We start from the raw sequence: 19460 nt of genomic DNA on the forward strand, positions 1-19460 counted from the left end.
GTTGGCTAACCTATCGTTCCAGATGAAAGTTTATCTTCACCGCGCTTGAATGCGAAATTTAGTTTTTCAGTCTCAGGCTTAAAACCCAGTGTTAGAATTATATCATCATGTGGTTGGATAACCTGTTGAAATTTCATGCGATTGACGTTGAAACTAGCCGGTGAGGCTGCCCAAATTTCTTCAGCAAGACGCGCTGCAATGTGTGTTTGGGCAACTCCCGGCAATATAGGATTTTCTTTAAAATGTCCCTCAAACCAAGGCAGATGTGGTTTAGCAGTGAAGCGAATTTCTGCGTCAAACCCATCAACTTGAAGAGTTGTGGGAGCCAACACTTCCAGCAACCGCACGCTTTCAAATACGCTTTGCATTTCCGCGACAACCCGTTTGGATTGACTGTTTGTTGGAATATGGCTGACAAAACGCATACGTTTTGGCCATTCGGCAGGCTCTAAATTATCACTCAATAATTTGCGCAGATAACGCGACATTTTGAATGAGCCTAGCTTTCCTAACTCAAGCTGGCCTTCTTGAGTAAGGCAGACTAGAGAACTCAAGCGATCTCGGCCATTTTGAGAAGTCATTATGACGGCGCAATCACTCACCATCGGGTGAGACAACAATACCTCCTCGACACGTGGAAGAGATACGCGCTTGCCCTCAACTTTCACAATCCGATCAATACGTCCCAAAAGAACAAACCGACCGTCTTCGCTAATCTCGACGCGATCTCCCATTTTCACGGGCTCAGCATCAGGAATAAAGGGGGATGTCACCATCAGCTCGCCTTGATCGCCCAAACTTAGTTTTACTCCGGCGACAGGCGTCCACGGTTCATTTTCAACGTCACGCTGACGCCAAGCAACACCGCCCGTCTCAGTGCTGCCAAGAATTTCCAGCGGTTGCACACCAAATAAATTCGCCGCCGCAAACGAATCATCAGCTTTAAGCGGACCGCCAGAAGAAAGAATATAGGCAGGTTGCGTTTGCGATATCGCACTTTTCTCCGGCAGACGCGATAAATGCGCCGGGCTAGAAACGATGAGGGTTTTAGGCGATACGACATCCATCAATGCTTCCCAAGAGAGAGCCATATCATCTTGGGCTGTGATGTTACCCAATACAGGCAATGCCAATCTAAATATCAAACCATAAATATGCTGATGTGAAACACTGCCGACTATATGGTCAATGTCATTGGCAAACCAATCAACCCAAACTTTAGCTTCAGCTTCTACTACGCTTATCGGTTTCACAATTTGCTTTGGTGCACCTGAAGAACCTGACGTAAAAAATGTAAGTAGCGGGTCATTTTCATTTGAGGGCGCAAACTCTGCATTATTGCTCAGATCGGCCCAATCAAACATTAGCGCGCCATCAACAGCATCACTCATCAGTTGATCGCCTGTTGCGCCGATTTGAGCAAGATAATCTGAACCTGCTTGAGGTAAAACAATGAGGTCATTTCCAGCCAGCACCGCTGCAATAAACGCCGCGCAAAACACTGACGCCGAACGCGTATAAACATATGTTTTATCGCTGGTCGCTTTTTGCTGTTTTGCAAGCAAACTCGCCATTGATCTTATCTGGCCATAGGTGATGTCACCATGAGAAACAGACCGAAAAACAACTTGCCCCGCATCCCTAGCAAGAAGTGCATCAATAATTTTCGTCAAAACCTACGACCTCATGCTTTATTCGGCTTTTCGAATAAACTTGCGATAAACTAATTCACTCAAGAATAAAATGCCCATCAACGCATAGGCAATTGCACCATTATAGATCGCCCACACCTCGGTGCTGGCATACAAAACTGTCCATAAAGCGACGACTAAATTCAATGCGATAAACACACACCACAATATGGTGACTTTGTAGGTGTATCTGACAGCATGAGGCGGCAAATCAGGTTCTGCTAAACGCGCAAACCGTTCAATCATAGATGGCGGTCTTATCAGTGAAACTAAAAACGCCACCAAAATCGCACCCCCCATAAAGACTGGATAGAGTCGAATGGATAATTCCTGATCATAAACTGCTGTGACACTGATACCGATAATTGCTGCTATGCTTGCGACAATCATAGATAATGGCGCAGATTTACCACCTAACCACAATCTAAATGTCAGCGCGAACACCAACGCTAAGATGAGCCAAATCGGAGAAAAATGCTTTAACAGCACAACTGCAATCAATGGATAAATTATCATAAGCCCAGCTATAATGACACTGGCAAAGCGTTTCATAAATTTCCACTTTCAATCTTCAACATAAAAGCCGGAAACCTATTCCAACACTGATCCTTTATCCCTAGCGGATATGCAAATAATCAATCAAAAAACTATTTGTCTGTAAGTTCGATGACAAGACCAACAAGATCATCAACAGTAACAACATTTTCAAACTGCTCAGGTGAAACTTTCTGACCCGTCGTTTCTTGAAGTTGAACCATCATATCAACTGCATCAATACTATCCAAACCAAGGTCATCCATAAGCTTAGCTTCAGGTTTGATTTCAGCTTCAGAAATTTCAAAAATCTCAATCAGGTTTTTGCTAATTTCAGCGTAGGCTTCATCTTTAGTCATACGTCTCAAACTCCTATCGGCGCATTTCAATTAATTCGGCCAATAGGCGAATATTTTGAAAGTATTTTTGAAGCTTTTCGTCTTTGGGCTCAAGCTTTACACCATATTTCTTTTGAACCGCGACGCCCAATTCTAATGCATCAATCGAGTCCAAAGCGATGCCGTCATCGGAAAATAGATCATCCTCTACACCAATTTCATCTTCTGTAAGATCTTCCAAGTTCAGCACTTCAATAATCAATGCTCTTAATTCGATTTCAAGCTCTGTCATACTTGAAGTTCCTTCTCGATCTTATTTTGAACGTCTAAAGCTAAACGCCTAGCACCAATAACAGCACGGTCATTACCATAATCGACGGCAGTATCAATGACGTCATGGACGCGAATTATCCAGTGCGACTTTTTGGCGGGAATTGAATACCAAGGCTCACCTTTTCTCAGGCTTGGCGGAGTGACTTCTATCGTGACAACCAGTACTGGCGCTTTACTCTTCAATGCCACATAGGAAAAACCGCGTTGGTATTTAACTTTCTGACCAATGGGCGTACGAGAACCTTCTGGAAAAACACACAGATTCGCTCCTTCACTCAAGGCATCTGAACACGCTTGGATAAGCGCCTCAGGATCACCTGTATTGGGAATGTAATTAGAGGATCTGATAACGCCTCCCATAAAAGGATTAGTCGCCACACTATTTTTCACCACAGCGCGTGTCCGCCGCATGAAAGCCATCATAAACACCACATCTAATAAAGACGGATGATTCGCTACGACAACTGTCCCACGACAGTTTTTTAGCTTTTCAGCACCATGTATTTCATATGATACTGTACCCATTAATTGCATAAATTCGATAAACAAACGAAACGCCCAATGGACAGAAGCTTGGGAAATTTTAGCTCGTTTATCGCTATCCCACACAAATAATCGCATGAGCGGAAAATAGACCAAGGCTAGAATTAAGCCACCAATACCAAAAAACAGAAATGACAGACCAGTCGTTACCAACCGGATTGACCGCCCTATTGTCCATGGCGCTTTCGTTCTTGGTCCAATATCTAAATTTTCCATTGGATCTCACTCAGCCCATCATTTATCGCCTCAAGACATGAAAGTGCGCCAGCACTACCACCTTCAATTTGATGAGATGGTCCACTTTCACCAATGGTGACTTCTTCCAGCAATAACGCAAACTGAACATCTTTATCTGTATCGCCAAATTCAGCATATTCCTGCGTCAGATGGCAATCAGAATACATAAATACGATGGAGTTAGCGCCACCTTTGATGCGCGCGTAACATTCTGTCAGTCCTTCCAAAAGAGATCTCTCACCAGCGGCAATTGCTGTGTGACCACCATGATTTTTCGTCAACTGACTGGCAACGCCGACAGCAGCATTATGCACTGACAATGAGAATGATGTTGGAGAAAGTGCTTCATCTTGGTTGATGAATTTAAGCAGCTCAAGTGTGTTCGTCATAGCCCCATAGCGCGATGCTAAAACAATCGCACTATCGCCCAAGCCATTTTCTTGACTTTCATCCAGCCCCATAAGGCATGCTGCCACGCCGCGCTCAAGGTCAGATAATCGCCTAACTGCTCTTTTCGGCAATTGTGTAAATGGCTTTAAACTTCCAAAAGGTTTCAAAACTTCTTGTTCTCTAACAAGACCGCTAAAACCCTTCACTGCCAAGTGTACATTCATTCTCATCCGCCCGGTTTACAAGCGAAACGCTTGCCAAGACACGTTGTACCCCACATCATGTCTTTCGTGTCTATGGGAATAGCTTGTCCCCATCAACTCAATCCCCTATTGCTATAGAGACGTGCGCTTGCTTGCAAGAAGATGAGTCAAATCTGATGAAAGTATATGTTGGGTTATGCCTCTCAAACCAGCTAACAACACGCCATGGCGTTAAGCTACAGCGCCGCTGGACAGATATTGCACAAAATGCAGCAACGTCTTGCTTGTCCAAACCGGAAAGAAACAATGTGAGTCGATCTCATTGCCGCGGCATTTGTGGTGCAGCTGTGATTGGGGCTGATCAACTCATAGGTTTTGATATTGAATATACGGATCCGCGCAGAAATTGGCCCGCCATACTATCGCGTTTTTGTGATGATAAAGATCTGACATCCTCATCAGCCCAAGCATTGTGCAAAGGTTGGACGTATCTAGAAGCCTATTTCAAAGCATTTGGTACATACCCAGAGCCAAAAGAATTGTTGGAAGTCATCAATGCGCCGAATGGCGAAACAGAAGGTTTGACTTCCACACACTTTGGTTGGCGGTATCACATGCCAATCGCAGATGCGTTTTTCCTTACAGTGCTAGGCCAAGGACATATTAACGGCATTGAAATTCTGCCAATTATTACTGCACCTGATTTGGCTTAGGATATTTATTGCTCATCAAACGACGCATCATCCGTACCGGCACGCGAATAGGGGCTTGTATGGCTAGTCTTGTATGCATGGCAGTGATACGCACATTATCCCATAGCATGCGGAAATTAGACACATTTTTTTCTGGATAAATCACTTTGGTCGGATGCTCGACAACTCTTAATCCACGCCAGTTTAATTGGACCAGCATTTCAGTATCAAAATCCATGCGAGCCCCAATAAATTCATGACGAACCACATGCACAGCATCACTCACAGGATAGACACGAAACCCACACATTGAATCGTTAATTTCAAGAGAAAGTGTTTCTATGCGTACCCAAAAATGTGTAATTTCACGTCCAATTTTGCGTCCCTTAGGTATGGAATGATCATAAACTGGGACACCACAAATCACTGCTTCAGGATTTTGTTTGGCTAAAAGTATGAGGTGTGGCAATTGACTAATATCATGCTGACCATCTGCATCTATCTGAAGCGCATGGCTCCAGCCTGCTTTTTGAGCCGCAAGAAAACCTTGCTTAACTGCGCCTCCTTTCCCTCCATTTTCTTGTAGGCGAATAACGTCCACCCCGCGCATAGGCTCTCGTTGGGATTCAATGATTGCCGCTAGTTCAGGTGAATTGCCATCATCAATGATTATTACAGGACAATTTTGTGCGACCAATTGATCTACAATCGCAGGCAATGCTTTGACATGACGATAAGTTGGAACGATGGCTCCAATCTGAAATTCTGACATCATATCAAACAATACCGATAATTATGACTGAAATTTAAGGTTGCTTAGACAAGGAGATCGTCAATTTGCCCCCATCTTGTCAAGATTGAACTCTATATACACATATAAATCAGAAGTAATAACGGTAGACCCTATGAAAATTTCATTCAAAACTCTTGCTACAAGCATTTCTTCAATGTGCGTTGTCATGGCCGCAGCAGCCCCTGTTGCACACGCAAAATCTGACATTCAGCTTTATTCAATTGAAGAACTCCTTGCGAGTGAAGATTTTCAAACAAGACTTGGAGATTTTAAATTTACGTTCGGAAGTGAAGTCCTTGGAACTCCACTGGGCATTGCCAACGTTAAACACGCTACCAATGGCATCGGAAAAACAGATAAAAGCGCATGCCAATGGGCGATGATATCTGCTCTACTTGCTTTGAAAGAAGAAGCCCAAAAACTAGATGGAATTGCTGTTGAAGCAATAATGTCGACAGCAACAAGTGCAGATTATGTTTCAGCAACACACTATCAGTGTCTAACAGGGCACACAAATTCCCGTGTTCTGCTCAAAGGAACAATTGTTGGACTGAATGAATAAACTTAACAGCGCAAAGATTTGCCTTTAACATGCCGTTTTTCCAGCTTATAAGCTGGTTTAGCACAATTGAATATCTATCATTGTTAAATTTTGGGGAAATGACGTGTCCATAAAATCACTTGTATTAGCCACATCTGCAGTCGTTCTTTTTTCTGGAGTGCCAACTGCTCAAGCTGCCTCTAAACCTTATGTTTTCTCTGTTGCTGACTTCATGGCGAAGGAAGAAAACAAATCAGCGCTTGATGGTTTTCAATTTGTTTGGGGTAAATCAGCATCAGGGTCCCAGATTGGCGACGTATCAACTGGTGGACGCCCTGCAAACGGGTTTCACAAAGATATTCAAGCATCATGTGAACGCGCTTTGCTCAACTCCTTAATTGCAATGAAAGATCTTGCGATTTCAAAAGGGGCTAGCAAAGTAACAGGTATTCACTCATCTCAAGGTACTGATTTCAACCCAGCAACTGAGTATGTTTGTTACAAAAATAAATTCGTCGCAAAAACACCTCTAAACGGAACAGCTTCGAACTAAGTCATTCAAAAATAAATAAATTTAAGCCCCAGCATACATATTTGCTGGGGCTTTTTTATCAATTTGAACTACATATCATCATTGCGAGCGGCGCGTTTGCTTTTGAAAGCTTTCCAGACAAAAGAGACACTCGCTGCATGGGTGAAATCTTCTTGCAATAGAGGACTATCTTCATTGGCCGCACCGGAAAATGAACGGCCTTGATATGTCAGGAATATTTGAAAGTCATCGGTAAGTTCACGTGTCCAAGATGCTCGAAAACCGGTAGAGACATACCCTGCTTTCCCTTCATGATAACCTCGATCAGCCGTCACAAATTGCGGACCGACTCCATACCAGTAATCATTCAGGCCCTCATCACCAAAAGTCGCAAATAGTGTGGTTGACCAACCGGAACGCAAATCTCCACCATATTTGCGTTGATACACTAATTGTGGCTCTGCAATGTAACCAACATGTTCAATTCCTGTGAAGTCAGTGGCAGCCACGGCACGAATTGGTGTGCGCAATTTGAGGCTTTTGCGTCCATCTACTGTCCAACCAGTGTCGGCAAAATTCACAATCAGTTGCGGACCAATCTGCAAAAGATAATCAAGGTCCGGCATGCCTTCTCGCGCCCCACCTTCTGTGGAATTCGCCGAGTAAACAGCATCAAGAGATAGATCCAATTCAAAGCGCTGATTTTCAGCTGCGATTGCACGCGCAACACCATATTCGCCAAAGCGGATTTTTTCACCGCGATAAATAACTAAGGGCGCTACAACACCATTACCTGAATTATCAGATGCACCTGGATAATCTGGGCCATATAATCCCGTTCCGCCAATGCGCACTTCCCATAAGGGTTCGTCGGGGACATAATTATTTTTTTCTTCGACTGTTTGAGCAGATATACTTAAATTACCCGACACAAGCATGGCGGATGCGCAAAACAATGCGCCTGAAATAAAAACCTTCGATGTCTTCGCCATGTTTTCCCCTTGCAAACATTCGTTTTTTTATTCGTAATTGGCCACGACCAAAGACGTATTTATGCCGCCAAAAGCAAAATTACTTGATGAAAATGCATTCTTGGAAACCCTACGTGTTTCACCCTTCACATAATCAAGCTGCGCACATTTGGGGTCAACATTTGAGAGATTTGCAATCGGGGAAATCAGCCCCTCTTTGAGTTGCTCGATACCAAGCCATGTCTCAATTGCACCACAAGCACCGAGTGTGTGCCCAAAATTTCCTTTGAGTGTATGAAAAGGCACTTTGTCACCAAAGACAGCATGCGTCGCATGGCTTTCTTCTACATCTCCCGTCGCTGTTCCCGTTCCATGCCCTGAAACGAATGAAAGATCGTCCGCGCTCATGCCTGCTTGGGACATGGCTTGAAGCATCACAGTCTCCTGCGTTTTACGATTTGGTTGAGAAATGTGCTGTCCATCGCAATTGGTCGAGAAACCTACAATCTCGGCTACAGGTTTTGCACCGCGTGCAAGCGCGTGCTCTAGCTCTTCTAAGATAAGGACTCCAGCGGCCTCACCAATGACCAAGCCATCACGGCTTTCGTCAAAAGGACGCACAGCATGTTGTGGATCATCATTGCGTGTAGAAGTCGCATATAGGCGGTCAAATACCATCGTCATAGTCGGACAAAACTCATCCGATCCACCTGCCATCATCAAATCTTGCGCGCCAGATCGGATCGCTTCAAACGCATAGCCAATGCCTTGCGCGCCAGATGTACAAGCAGAAGATGTTGTATAGACACGCCCTTGCAAGCCAAAATACACACCCATATTCACGGGCGCTGTGTGGCTCATCATTCGAATATAGCTGGTTGCGTTTAAACCTCTTGCTTTTCCTTTTTCGAGGAACTCGACAAAATCAAGCGTGGCCGGCGTTGACCCATAAGACGAACCAGCGGCAACGCCCATGCGACCACTTTTAACCACCGGATCGTCGGTAAGACCGGCATCTGCAAGTGCATGTTCGCCTGTTTTGACCATCATCACAGCAAGGCGCCCCATGGAGCGGCGAGCTTGTCGCGGATAGGCTTTTTCATGCACAAAATGATCGGCAGGCCCACCAAGGCGCGTCGACATGTCAACGAGGTATTCCCACTCAGGCATATAGCGAATACCCGTTTGGGAAGCATTTAATTTGGGGCTTATCTGGGCAAAACTATCACCAAGTGACGTCATACCTGCCATACCTGTTACAACAACGCGGCGCATTAGATCAGCCCTCCATTCACCCCAATCACCTGTCGGGTAATATAGGCCGCTTCAGGTTGAAACAAGAAAGCAACTGTTGCAGCAACTTCATCGACAGACCCCGCGCGTTTCATCGGGATAGCGGCCATTACTTCAGGGCGAACATCTTCTGTCATGGACGTTTCAATAAGGCCCGGAGCAACTGCATTGACCGTAATTTTGCGGCTAGCTAGCTCCACTGCCAATGCTTTGGCTGCACCGATCAATCCAGCTTTTGCCGCTGAATAATTTACCTGTCCACGATTTCCCATAACACCAGAAACAGACGCCATCACAACAATGCGTCCACCTTTGCGCTTACGCACCATTGGCATGGTGAGGGGATGCACAACATTATAAAAACCATCCAACGTCGTGCGGATCACATCATCCCAATCATCGCCTTCTATGGCAGGAAATGCGTTATCTCGGGTGATACCGGCATTTGAAACAATTCCCCAAAATGGACCATGAGCTTCTAGTTCTGCTTCAAGGATAGATTTCGCGCCTGCACGGTCATTTACATCAAAGCCGATGATATTACCTTTACCGCCATTGGCTGTAATATGCGCGAGCGTTTCAACAGCACCGTCTTTATCGCGCCCATAATGAACCGTGACGTGAAACCCCATAGCGCCCAATCGTATCGCAACACCGCGCCCAATACCTTTGGAAGCACCAGTGACAAGCACCCGCTTTTCCAGATTTGAATTTTCTTGGGACATTACTCGCTCCCACTTTGTTGTATAAACGCTTCCGGATTTGCTGGGCTAAACACATTAATTATCCCATGTGCCAATTTTTGACCGTGAATATCTTGGATTAAACAGTCAAAAGATAGCATTTCCCCCTCGGATAACAGTGCTTTTGCTTTGACTGTCAACTCTTCACCTTCAAGAAACCAATCTCGTTCCACCGTGTATTTACGACACCCCAGTAAGAAACCAATTTTAGGACCGTCTCCATTTTGGTGCCGGCTATATCCGTCCTGCACAGCAATTGATTGCGCCATAATCTCAAAACCGACATATGCAGGCACACCATGTCCAGCCACATAGAATAGATTATTTTTATCAATCACATGCTTTGAGACAATTTCGCCTTCTTCCCAGCTAACAATTTCATCGACCAAAAGCATGGGAGGATCATGTGGAGCCAGTAATTCCGGCGATGGATAAATGACACTGTTATTCATACTCAGGCTTTCTCGATAATCAGCGCAATATTACTACCACCAAATGCATAGCTTGCACTCAAAGTGGCTGTTATAGGTTGATCTGGCTGGCTCTGAACAGAGGTTAAATTTATTGGCGCTAGATCATCATCCCACTGCCCATCATAGATATGCGGGGGATAAATTTGCTCATCTAGGGCGATTATATTGATTGCAGCTTGCAATGCACCAGCAGCGCCCAATGTGTGGCCTGTCATGCCTTTAGTGGACGCACAGGGCATATTGGGGCCAAACACACGGTTCACAAGTGTTGACTCCATTGCATCATTGAGTGGTGTTGATGTGCCGTGCATGTGCACAAAGTTTATATTTTCTGGTTTAAGGTTTGCGCGGGACATGGCCTCGTTCAATGCTAATTCTGCACCTGCACCAGAAGGCTCCGGGGATGACATATGATAGGCATCTGAGCTTTCGCCCCACCCAGATAATTTCCATGGACCAATATCTTTTGAGACAATAAATAATGCCCCGCCTTCACCTATATTAATGCCGCATCTGTTTTTGCTAAATGGCACGCACATTTGGGAAGACACACTATCAAGTGCACTAAAACCATTTGTTGTTAAACGCGACAACGAATCAACACCGCCGCAAATGACAGCATCTGCTAAACCTGCATTGATGAATCGTGCTGCCGCAGCCAAAGCTTTTGAACCTGACGTGCAGGCCGTTGAAACAGTGTGGCATGGACCGGTAAAACCAATGCTGTTTTTTAAAAATTGCGCTGTGTCGCCTAATTCCTGATTAGTGAAATCATAATCGTCATCCCATTCACCGTTTTTGATGCGATCGGCAAGCGGATTGATCGCTTCTTCCACGCCTGTTGTGCTGGTGCCGATTATACCGGCGACACGCTCAGAGCCATATTTTACGAGTGTTTGTGCGATCTCTTCCTGCATTTGTGAAATCAGATAGGCCGTGATCTGATTTGTTCGCGTTTCACCGCTTTGATCATTGGGTAAATCAGTTGCAAGCGCGGCGACTTTTGTCGTTGCACCACCAGCCAATTGTGCGTCCTTATCTGGACGCGGTGGCTGAGCGGACTTTAAGCTTTTAAAGGTTTCATCTCGGTTCATGCCGAGTCGAGAGCATGTTGAAAATGCGTTGATATAAATCGTACTCATTTGGCTGTCATTGTATCGCTATAAATTGTCAGAGAGTAACCAAGATCGAAATTGGTCAAAACATAATGATCACGTCCGCGCTCATCCTTGGTGTAATAGCGAATTTCTACTATTTGACGGGTATCATTGTATATTTGGCGTAGTCCCGCTTCCTGATTGACATAAACACCTTCGGGCAAAGCTGTTTGCACTGCCTTTTGAGGCCAAAACACCAGATAGATGTCAGCCAACATATTCAAACCAGACAGCGCTTCAGGTGCAAAGCTGGAACGCGTTTCCAGCATGTCTTGGGCTGTCCAATCAACTTCCATTATGCGAGGCCCATTGGCCAACATGGTAACAACATTAACGTGATCTTCGCGGGCAGTCAGCACAGCCTGTAAAGCTTGCACACGGTCCTGATGGCGCGCGATCAGTGTTTGCATCGCGCTCATCTCGCCTGGAAAATTGGGCGATGTTGGCAAGGTCAGCTCAATATCTTTACCGATAAATGCTTTAGCTGCTTCTGATACAATTCCGGTATCTTGCGCAATGGATTGCGTGGATTGACACCCAGTGCCCAAAATAGCGCAGGCAAGAATAACCCCAATAATTCCCCGATTGTGCATTAAGCGTCTTCTTTTGTCAGCGCATCCATCAACCGGAAAAACCGCTTAGGATCTTTCACAATTGGGTTTTTACGATCCCACGCATATCCGGCCAGAATTGCTGTGAAATGACGGGTAATATCTTCAGATCGGTTTTCCATGAAAATCATGCGCTGAAGCAAGCCATCATACCAAGCATTTACACATGATCTAAAGGCTTCGACACCGCGTTTTAGCTCAACTTCAAAATCTTCCTGCCAATCAACTTCTTCACCGCGCAATTGAGCATCAATGAGATCAGCTGCCAGTGTTGCAGATTTCATGGCAATCGTGACACCTGAAGAAAAGACTGGATCGAGAAATTCAGCTGCATTGCCTAGCAATACATATTTATCGCCATAGAGTTTTTTCACATTGGCTGAAAAGCCTACAATTTCATTTGTTGGACGCGCTTCGACAGCATTTTTAAGGAAGTCCGCCATCATTCCCGATGATTTTACAAAATAATCAAGGCGAGCTTCGGGCGTGTCTCCAGCTTTTTCGATTGTCTCGTTTACGCCCACCACACCAATTGAAGACAATCCGTTGGCAAGTGGAATTAGCCATAACCAGATTTGAGGGTCTTCTGGGTGCACAGAAATTAGGATCTTGTTCCGGTCAAAATCTGGATGTGTGATATTGTCGGTGACATGTTTAAAACAAGAGCGACGCTTGGTTTGATCAGACGGTGCTTCAAGATCAAGTAAACGCGGCAACACACGACCAAAGCCAGATGCATCTATAACAAATTTAGCACGCACAGCGCGGCTCTCGCCTGCTTCATTTTTGACAATCAGTTCAGCGTGATCAGCAGTTTCGCTTGTCGGTTCAAATGAGGTTACAGTATCGCCAAAAGATACATGCGTGCCTTTTGATGCTGCCCCATCGATAAGGATTTTATCAAATTTCTCTCGCTGCACCTGATAAACAGTGCCGGGTCCAGGGGAAGATTTATCTGGGAAATATATGTCTTCATACTTGCCATCCATCGTAAAAGCAGCACCATCTTTGAATTGAAACCCTTCAGCTTCAACGGCTTCAAGCAATCCAGCCTGCTCGATAAATTCTACACAATGCGGCAGCAAGCTTTCACCTATGGAAAAGCGTGGAAAATGTTGGCGTTCAAACACTTTAACATTCCAGCCCTTTTGAACCAGAATGGAAGCAGCTACTGCCCCTGAAGGACCTGCACCAATAATGGCAACGTCACAGACTTCATTTTGCATTCAATGCTTCCTTCTGAGCCAAATAATACGGCAATGTTGAAAAGATTAGAGCGCAAATCACACCGACTGCAACAGTAATCCCAAAACTTCGTACAGGTAATGTGTCACTTAGCGCTAAAAGCCCCATCGACAATAATGTGGTGACGGTGCCAACCAGAACAGAAGCTTTGGTCCACGCCTCTTTGCTACGCCCTGCTTCCCACATGAATGCTGAATAATCCACACCAACACCAAACAACACCATTGCCCCCGCCATTGAAAAGAAAGTTATTGGCATTCCAAATAATGCTGGAAGATAAATACCACACAACATCGCGCAAGCCGGTGCGATCACAACACTTAAAGCGCCTGATTTTCGATACACAATAAAGACGAAAACCAAAGCCACACATACAGCTATCATGAGCGAACGCGCGGCAAGTTTTCTATACGATGCAAACGCATGAGAATACGCATTTGCAGTATCAACGACGATCGCATTTTCAGAAGATGGATAATCAATACCGCCGCTTAGGCGCGCGATAAGATAAACTTTGTCGTTTGCTTCCACATATAGATCAGACAACCATGATGGTTTATCCGCAGTTACATCTTCTATTGCTTGGGTTGCCTTCAATCCTAATTGTGCACGCTGAAGTTTGCCAAGGGGCTTCTCTAAGAATTCATCCAATTTTTGTCGATTGACTTCTCGCCTTTGATTTGAAGGATCAAAGCGCGTCAATGCTAGATTTGATGCTGGTTCTGGGCTTTTTTCTTTTAGTTGAGCAGACAGATTATCTAGATAGGCTTCTTCATTTTGTTTCGCTTCTTCTAAATCATCTCCCTGCGAAACAAGAAATACCTGAGATGATACAGACCCGACCACCTCATTTAGTTGTTTCTCTTGCTTCATCAGCTCCTCATTGCGTGGCTGATATTGCCGTACATCATCCAAAGGTTTGGCAAAAATGAACCCGATGCTGCTTAAAAGAATAATGATACTTGCAAGCAATGCCGCATTTTTTGAAACAGGTAATAGTTTCATTGATAATGCCAGTGCACGCATCCAGCGCAGACGCAATGCATCTTCATTTTTGTGAGGCGGTTTATCAAAGGGAAGAAAGATAAAAAGAACGAGTGCCCACGCGGTAAAAACACCCGTCACGGCAAAGACCGCCAATTGACGAAACATTGGCACACCTAAAAACATCAGGCCGGTAAAACCAGCTGCAGTTGTTAGCATGGATACAGTCATTGGCCGCCAAAGGTGTGCTTTTCGCTGTTGCATGTCGGGCCATCCATTCCCAACGCCACTCGCCATCGCATGCACAGCATAATCTGCGACAACCCCCACAAGCATAGCTGCAAAAACAAGCACCAACATATGAATTTGTGAAAAAACGAGCAAAGTCGCAGCCAAACCGGATGCACATGATAATATGATGAGACTGGCCACAATAAACACATTGGACATGCGACCAAATACAAAGCCAAACAAAGCGACAACCCCCAATAAACCCAAGCCGCCTATAAAGCTCATTTCTGCTTTGGCTGAATTAGCCCCATGATTTGCATGAAACACCGCCCCCGTTCGGGCCAATGTTAGGTTTTGCTTCAACCATTCATCTTCCCATTCAGAAACAATTGACTGGAGCTTTTCCTGAGTATCCATTCGATAGGCGGATTGGTTCAGTTTGCCTGTCATCAAAGTTTGATGAGCATCTACTTTTGCGGCTCCTTGAGAGAGACAATCTGCCAGTCGCAAGGTCAGTAAAAATGGATCAGATTGTAGCAATCCTCCGGTTATGGGTGAGCCAACACCATATACCCTTGCTAATGCCTGATTCCGAATTGATTGTGCTGTTTCCTCGCCAAATTCATCAGCATGTTCACACAAAATTTCATTGCGATTAGCAAATATCCAGCGTCCTAATTCTTCATGGTCTGCATCATCGCTAATAAATAGGTCAGCAGATAAAAGACGTTGCTTTAAATCATCAGCCGCAGCCGCATTTTTACCTGTTTCACCAACATCGGAAATCAGGAAAACAACTCTGTTTGCGGCAACTTCACCAGATTGCGTCATCGCTGCTTTTACAGCGGGGGCCAGAGAGTTATTCGGTAATATAGATTGTATGTTTGTATCAATGGGAGCGCCGCTAGAAAAACGAACCGCTATGAAGATCAGGCTAGCCACCAGCCATATGGCGCACAATACCGCACCAATCCTAATCTTACCCCCCAACAACACGTTTATTCCTCAGCAAATTTGACAAGAATCTGATCGCCATTAGCTTGCACTACATTGATTGAATCAATCTTCATGCAGCCAGTCACATCAATCTTTGTAACATGTTTAGCCATATCTTCCGCTTTGGGTGCAAGAGATACCCCCCAACCGTCATTAATTTCAAAGTCAGTAACAGTGTAATTGGCATCAGCACCCGTCAAATCGCCCTTTAAGAGCTGGATCAAACCACTTTGCGACAAAATAGGGTTTGAAGCCCCAACAGCTCCAACCTCTTGCGCTGGACCACCTTCTATAGACTGCGTCATACCATTTGGAGAAATAATCGTCGTAATCTCGATTGGGTCCAATACAGTCCATTCAATCGCATCAGCGGAGACATTGACTATACCTTGGGATACTAGGCTTTGCTCAATCCCCTCCAAGCGGCGTTCTTGCGTAAATTTACGACTGCCAATTTCCTGAGCAACACTTTGCGGCGCAAGACATTGATTGTCTGCTGCTGCAGGCTCTGATTGTGCTGCCAAAAGAAACGCAAAACCAATAATCAAAGATGTCATTTAAGAAACGGCTCCAGTTTTTTACGAAACACGTCTGGCGTTTCCCATAACATGTTGTTCGTTTTGATATCGACAGCGACATGCGTCGTATAGGCTTTACACAATCGCTTGTTTGTTTCTTTGTTTCTGATTTCAAAGTCAATTTTAAGGCGGTTTTCCCATTCTGTCAGTCCCGCAACAATGATAATCTTCTCACGCAAGACAATGGGATGCGCATAGCGAATATTCATTTCAATCACCGGCCAAGCAAAACCAGATGCCTTCATCTCTTCATAGCCATATGCGATTTCGTCTAACAGTTTGACGCGGCCTAATTCAAAAAAACGTGGATAATTTCCATGCCAGACAATATTCATCGGGTCGATGTCGTGAAATTGCGCTTCACTTTGCGTTTCAACTTTGACAATTGCCCGTCTCATAAAATGACTATTCCCAACTATTTTTCTTAATTCAAGACAGAATCAGAGTCCGCCGCGGTAGAGTGAGAGCTATCAGAGCTTGTCTCTTTGGTCTGCCCAGAAAAATCACCCCAGAAATCGTAAAAATTGAACCATTGCTTAGGTGCCATGGCCAAAGCTTCTTTCAATAATTCTGCATATTGCTGCGCATAAGCTTGCAACGCTTGTGATCTATCTTTTCTCGGTAAAAATACTGGATCAGCAAAATGACGAAACATGATAGAAAATGGTGTCTGCTGATTGGTGCGAATGCAGGATAAAAAATAGACAGGACATTTGAGGGCAGCCCCTAAAATATATGGTCCGATCGGAAATGGCGCTTTGCTTCCAAGAAAATCCACGTCCACTGTGCTATTTTTTGCGGTGCCATGCGGTGGTGGCCGATCCGCTGCCATCACTATCCATTCACCTTCGTCTACGCGAGATGACAATTGCATCGCAACGGAAATATCTATGTCATCAACTTGCACAAGTCGAACGGTCGAATGTTTTGAAAACTGATTTATGACCGAATTAAACTGCTCTGCATTTTTTGTATGCATCAAAACAGTCACGGAAAAACGTTTATTCACAGTGGCGACAGCACGGATTAATTCAGGGTTTCCAAGATGGCCAGTCAGGACTAGAGCCCCTCTGCCTGTATTCTTGGCGGCATCAAATTCACCATCATCAACCCCTGCAACATGCGTATTGTTGATTTCCCCTGTCCAGCTGGCAAGTTTATCAAGCATGGAACCTGCAAATGCCATAAAATGTAAAAATCCAGTCAGAAAACTAGGTTTCTTGGCCATCAAGCCCTGCTCGTAGGCACGATTTAGATAGGCTCTTGAAGCACGTCTTTGCTGAACACCACTCAAATAAAAGAAAAAGACAACTGGAGACAGCAGGATCATAGAGACTCTTCTACCGAACAATCTGTAAATCTTGGCAGATATCAAAATACCTAGCCTTGTCCCTCTTTCAGACTGGGACGCCCAATTTTCAGATTTGTAATCACCCATTCTGAAAGTTAGATCCTCACTTAAACACTCTGATTTCAGATAGTTCTTAAATCACACAAGCAAAATTGTCGAAGAAAAAAGGTTGCAAATTTATGGTCATCAAAAGGTTACCAAAATAGGCAGAGACTTTCTTTTGTTAAACATCGGCTTCTTAACGTTAATAGTCTATACCTGTATTTGAAGACCAGACTGACTACGTTGCAGCCCACGCACAAAGAGAACCTTATTAAAAAGGTCCAGTGTGTGGGCGTAACGTTACTCTCAAATAATGGATAATCGTCCAACATCTAATGGACGGGAGGAATATTTGTCGTGCGTTACTTTGTTGATTGTGAATTCAATAGTTTTGGCGGAGAAATTATCTCAATCGCAATCGCCCCTGAGCACGGAACGCCTTTATATCTTGCATTACCCAAAGCCGAAATAAATACACTTGTTTCCAGCGATAAAATCGATCCATGGGTCGCAGATTATGTTTTACCTGTTATATCAGCGAACGGCCTATCTCCAACTCATATGGACCGCGCACAATGGGGAATGGAATTGCAGCGTCTTCTCCGAGGCGATAACAACATAATATTTGTTGCTGATTGGCCTGAAGATATTTCACACCTTATGAATATTATGATGATATCTCCCGGAAGCATGATTAATCTTCCTAGTTTTAATGTAGAAATGCGCCGTGTGGATGCATATTTCACAAATCTAGAAGGTGCCGTACGTCACAACGCGCTTTGGGATGCATTAAGCTTACGCAATTTCTATCTTCATGAATGTGGGAAAGAATCGGTGCAACAGATTAAACGTCGTGCCTGAAACATTTCTATGAAACATAAAAAAGCCTCCAAGACATGTGTCTAAGGAGGCTTTTTTTATAATCATCTACGCTTGAAGAATGGTACCGCCTCCGGGTCTCGAACCTGGGACCTCCTGGTCCACAACAATGCACTCATATAAACATCAAATAATACGCAACTTGTTGTTTTTATATCTAAATAACTCTATTATACGACACCTATAATTCTCACCCAACGACCTTTGGACCCAAATAGGTCCCACAGGAAAAAAGTTTGATAACTTTAGGAAGCGAATTCTTTCCTCTACGTACCGGCCATCCAGATTTGGATAATCTGTCAAAGCTACCTACTATATAAAAAAACTACCATCCTAGCACATGCTCCCACCCTCTATAAACCTTTCCAGATATCAGAGTGATCCCCGGAGTGATTTTCCATCCCCTCTTTTGTTAAACATCCTTTAGGAGCAGCGTAACTATCTATCCGGCGTTCAGGTTTCTCATTCCAATTAAGATTGAACGCCCAGTATTTTGGAAAGAAATACATCGTATTATACGGAAGATGATCATGCACCCACCACGCCAGTTTTTGCCAATCGACTTCATTGTTATGATTGTCCCAAAACTCCGGCAAGAATATACAAGCAGTTGCGCCTATATGTCCGTCTTTATCGCGGCGGTCCCATATATGATGCGCATAGTTAGCTTCGTTGGATGCACAATTGAGTTTATTCTTATTGCCAAAGTCATTCACTTCACAAGACCTATAGGCAGACCTGATTGAAACCCGGCCAAACTTCTTCTGTAATGACTCAAGCAATTGCGTACAAAGTTGAGTGCCGGCTTCTATTGCTAGGTTTGGATCATCCGGTAAGTTTCTAAAGCCATTCATTATGGCGATATCTGAATATAAAAACTCACGCATAAAGAAATTATCAGATAAGCGCACTCTCCCAAACTCATCTACTGATTTCATGCTGTTGAGTGATTTGAATTTCTTACTCATTCTTACTTACCCAATCCCGTCATCAAACGTCTTCACTAGAGAAACGAGCCTTTCTACGACATTGTTGATAATTGTTTCACGTCGCAAGATTTTTGGTTGCTGTGAGAGAGC

The 19460-nt window shown here is 44.4% G+C and carries 23 protein-coding genes; 4 read left to right on the forward strand and 19 right to left on the reverse strand.

The genetic code is table 11. The features are described 5' to 3' along the window. Positions 1-5 precede the first annotated feature (5 nt). The 6 genes from AC5EF3_RS08830 to AC5EF3_RS08855 form a co-directional block, all read right to left on the reverse strand. Positions 6-1673, reverse strand: a complete 1668-nt coding sequence (locus tag AC5EF3_RS08830; RefSeq protein WP_493547778.1) for an ApeI family dehydratase — start codon at positions 1671-1673, stop codon at positions 6-8. 18 nt (positions 1674-1691) lie between these two features. Then, the gene (locus tag AC5EF3_RS08835; RefSeq protein WP_015827154.1) at positions 1692-2243 is read right to left on the reverse strand and encodes a COG4648 family protein; all 552 of its coding nucleotides are present in this window, start codon (positions 2241-2243) and stop codon (positions 1692-1694) included. 95 nt (positions 2244-2338) lie between these two features. Beyond that, positions 2339-2584 (reverse strand): acyl carrier protein, encoded by a 246-nt coding sequence (locus AC5EF3_RS08840; RefSeq protein WP_493547779.1) that lies wholly within the window; start codon positions 2582-2584, stop codon positions 2339-2341. Positions 2585-2597: 13 nt separating this feature from the next. Next, positions 2598-2855, reverse strand: coding sequence for a phosphopantetheine-binding protein (locus tag AC5EF3_RS08845; RefSeq protein ID WP_015827152.1), 258 nt, complete (start codon positions 2853-2855; stop codon positions 2598-2600). Next, positions 2852-3655 (reverse strand): lysophospholipid acyltransferase family protein, encoded by an 804-nt coding sequence (locus tag AC5EF3_RS08850; RefSeq protein ID WP_015827151.1) that lies wholly within the window; start codon positions 3653-3655, stop codon positions 2852-2854. Before AC5EF3_RS08850 ends, AC5EF3_RS08845 begins: the two co-directional genes overlap by 4 nt. Continuing rightward, entirely contained in the window at positions 3643-4290 is a 648-nt protein-coding gene (locus tag AC5EF3_RS08855; protein WP_493547780.1) for a beta-ketoacyl synthase chain length factor, read from the reverse strand. Before AC5EF3_RS08855 ends, AC5EF3_RS08850 begins: the two co-directional genes overlap by 13 nt. A gap of 155 nt (positions 4291-4445) precedes the next feature. On the opposite strand from AC5EF3_RS08855, the gene AC5EF3_RS08860 reads away from it, so the two are divergent. Next, the gene (locus tag AC5EF3_RS08860; protein WP_493547781.1) at positions 4446-4982 is read left to right on the forward strand and encodes a 4'-phosphopantetheinyl transferase superfamily protein; all 537 of its coding nucleotides are present in this window, start codon (positions 4446-4448) and stop codon (positions 4980-4982) included. On the opposite strand, the gene AC5EF3_RS08865 is transcribed toward AC5EF3_RS08860, so the two are convergent. Continuing rightward, on the reverse strand, positions 4960-5736 hold the full coding sequence (locus AC5EF3_RS08865) for a glycosyltransferase family 2 protein (RefSeq protein ID WP_493547782.1): 777 nt from the start codon (positions 5734-5736) through the stop codon (positions 4960-4962). The two genes, AC5EF3_RS08860 and AC5EF3_RS08865, sit on opposite strands and share 23 nt — an antisense overlap. 130 nt (positions 5737-5866) lie before the next feature. Between AC5EF3_RS08865 and AC5EF3_RS08870 the strand changes: the two genes are divergently transcribed. Together AC5EF3_RS08870 and AC5EF3_RS08875 are read left to right on the forward strand one after the other, a co-directional pair. After that, positions 5867-6316, forward strand: coding sequence for a hypothetical protein (locus AC5EF3_RS08870; protein WP_015827147.1), 450 nt, complete (start codon positions 5867-5869; stop codon positions 6314-6316). Positions 6317-6419: 103 nt separating this feature from the next. After that, the gene (locus AC5EF3_RS08875; RefSeq protein ID WP_015827146.1) at positions 6420-6848 is read left to right on the forward strand and encodes a hypothetical protein; all 429 of its coding nucleotides are present in this window, start codon (positions 6420-6422) and stop codon (positions 6846-6848) included. Between the two features lie 68 nt (positions 6849-6916). Here AC5EF3_RS08875 and AC5EF3_RS08880 read toward each other — a convergent pair whose 3' ends face one another. From AC5EF3_RS08880 to AC5EF3_RS08930, 11 genes are read right to left on the reverse strand one after another with little or no spacing between them, the layout of a single operon-like run. Continuing rightward, complete coding sequence (locus AC5EF3_RS08880) at positions 6917-7819, reverse strand: MipA/OmpV family protein (RefSeq protein ID WP_493547783.1); 903 nt, start codon at positions 7817-7819, stop codon at positions 6917-6919. 27 nt (positions 7820-7846) lie between these two features. Next, positions 7847-9073 (reverse strand): beta-ketoacyl-ACP synthase, encoded by a 1227-nt coding sequence (locus AC5EF3_RS08885; RefSeq protein WP_493547784.1) that lies wholly within the window; start codon positions 9071-9073, stop codon positions 7847-7849. Continuing rightward, positions 9073-9816, reverse strand: coding sequence for a 3-oxoacyl-ACP reductase FabG (gene fabG, locus AC5EF3_RS08890; protein ID WP_493547785.1), 744 nt, complete (start codon positions 9814-9816; stop codon positions 9073-9075). The genes AC5EF3_RS08885 and fabG overlap by 1 nt, the downstream gene beginning before the upstream one ends. Continuing rightward, positions 9816-10286, reverse strand: coding sequence for a hotdog family protein (locus AC5EF3_RS08895; protein WP_015827142.1), 471 nt, complete (start codon positions 10284-10286; stop codon positions 9816-9818). Before AC5EF3_RS08895 ends, fabG begins: the two co-directional genes overlap by 1 nt. Positions 10287-10288: 2 nt before the next feature. Continuing rightward, a complete protein-coding gene (locus AC5EF3_RS08900; protein WP_493547786.1) occupies positions 10289-11449 on the reverse strand; it encodes a beta-ketoacyl-ACP synthase in 1161 nt (386 codons plus the stop codon). Beyond that, a complete protein-coding gene (locus AC5EF3_RS08905; protein ID WP_493547787.1) occupies positions 11446-12057 on the reverse strand; it encodes a DUF3261 domain-containing protein in 612 nt (203 codons plus the stop codon). Before AC5EF3_RS08905 ends, AC5EF3_RS08900 begins: the two co-directional genes overlap by 4 nt. Beyond that, positions 12057-13301 (reverse strand): NAD(P)/FAD-dependent oxidoreductase, encoded by a 1245-nt coding sequence (locus AC5EF3_RS08910; protein WP_493547788.1) that lies wholly within the window; start codon positions 13299-13301, stop codon positions 12057-12059. Before AC5EF3_RS08910 ends, AC5EF3_RS08905 begins: the two co-directional genes overlap by 1 nt. Further along, positions 13291-15531 (reverse strand): MMPL family transporter, encoded by a 2241-nt coding sequence (locus AC5EF3_RS08915; RefSeq protein ID WP_493547789.1) that lies wholly within the window; start codon positions 15529-15531, stop codon positions 13291-13293. The genes AC5EF3_RS08910 and AC5EF3_RS08915 overlap by 11 nt, the downstream gene beginning before the upstream one ends. Positions 15532-15533: 2 nt before the next feature. Continuing rightward, entirely contained in the window at positions 15534-16088 is a 555-nt protein-coding gene (locus AC5EF3_RS08920; protein WP_493547790.1) for an outer membrane lipoprotein carrier protein LolA, read from the reverse strand. After that, the gene (locus tag AC5EF3_RS08925) at positions 16085-16507 is read right to left on the reverse strand and encodes an acyl-CoA thioesterase (RefSeq protein WP_015827136.1); all 423 of its coding nucleotides are present in this window, start codon (positions 16505-16507) and stop codon (positions 16085-16087) included. The genes AC5EF3_RS08920 and AC5EF3_RS08925 overlap by 4 nt, the downstream gene beginning before the upstream one ends. Positions 16508-16533: 26 nt before the next feature. Beyond that, positions 16534-17439 (reverse strand): lysophospholipid acyltransferase family protein, encoded by a 906-nt coding sequence (locus AC5EF3_RS08930; protein WP_493547791.1) that lies wholly within the window; start codon positions 17437-17439, stop codon positions 16534-16536. A 420-nt stretch (positions 17440-17859) separates the two neighbouring features. Between AC5EF3_RS08930 and AC5EF3_RS08935 the strand changes: the two genes are divergently transcribed. Next, entirely contained in the window at positions 17860-18363 is a 504-nt protein-coding gene (locus tag AC5EF3_RS08935) for a hypothetical protein (protein WP_015827134.1), read from the forward strand. A 371-nt stretch (positions 18364-18734) separates the two neighbouring features. On the opposite strand, the gene AC5EF3_RS08940 is transcribed toward AC5EF3_RS08935, so the two are convergent. Continuing rightward, positions 18735-19349 carry a hypothetical protein gene (locus AC5EF3_RS08940; protein ID WP_493547792.1) on the reverse strand — a complete coding sequence of 205 codons (615 nt, stop codon included), beginning with the start codon at positions 19347-19349 and terminating at the stop codon, positions 18735-18737. Between the last annotated feature and the right edge of the window lie 111 nt (positions 19350-19460).

This window comes from Hirschia sp., assembly GCF_058892565.1.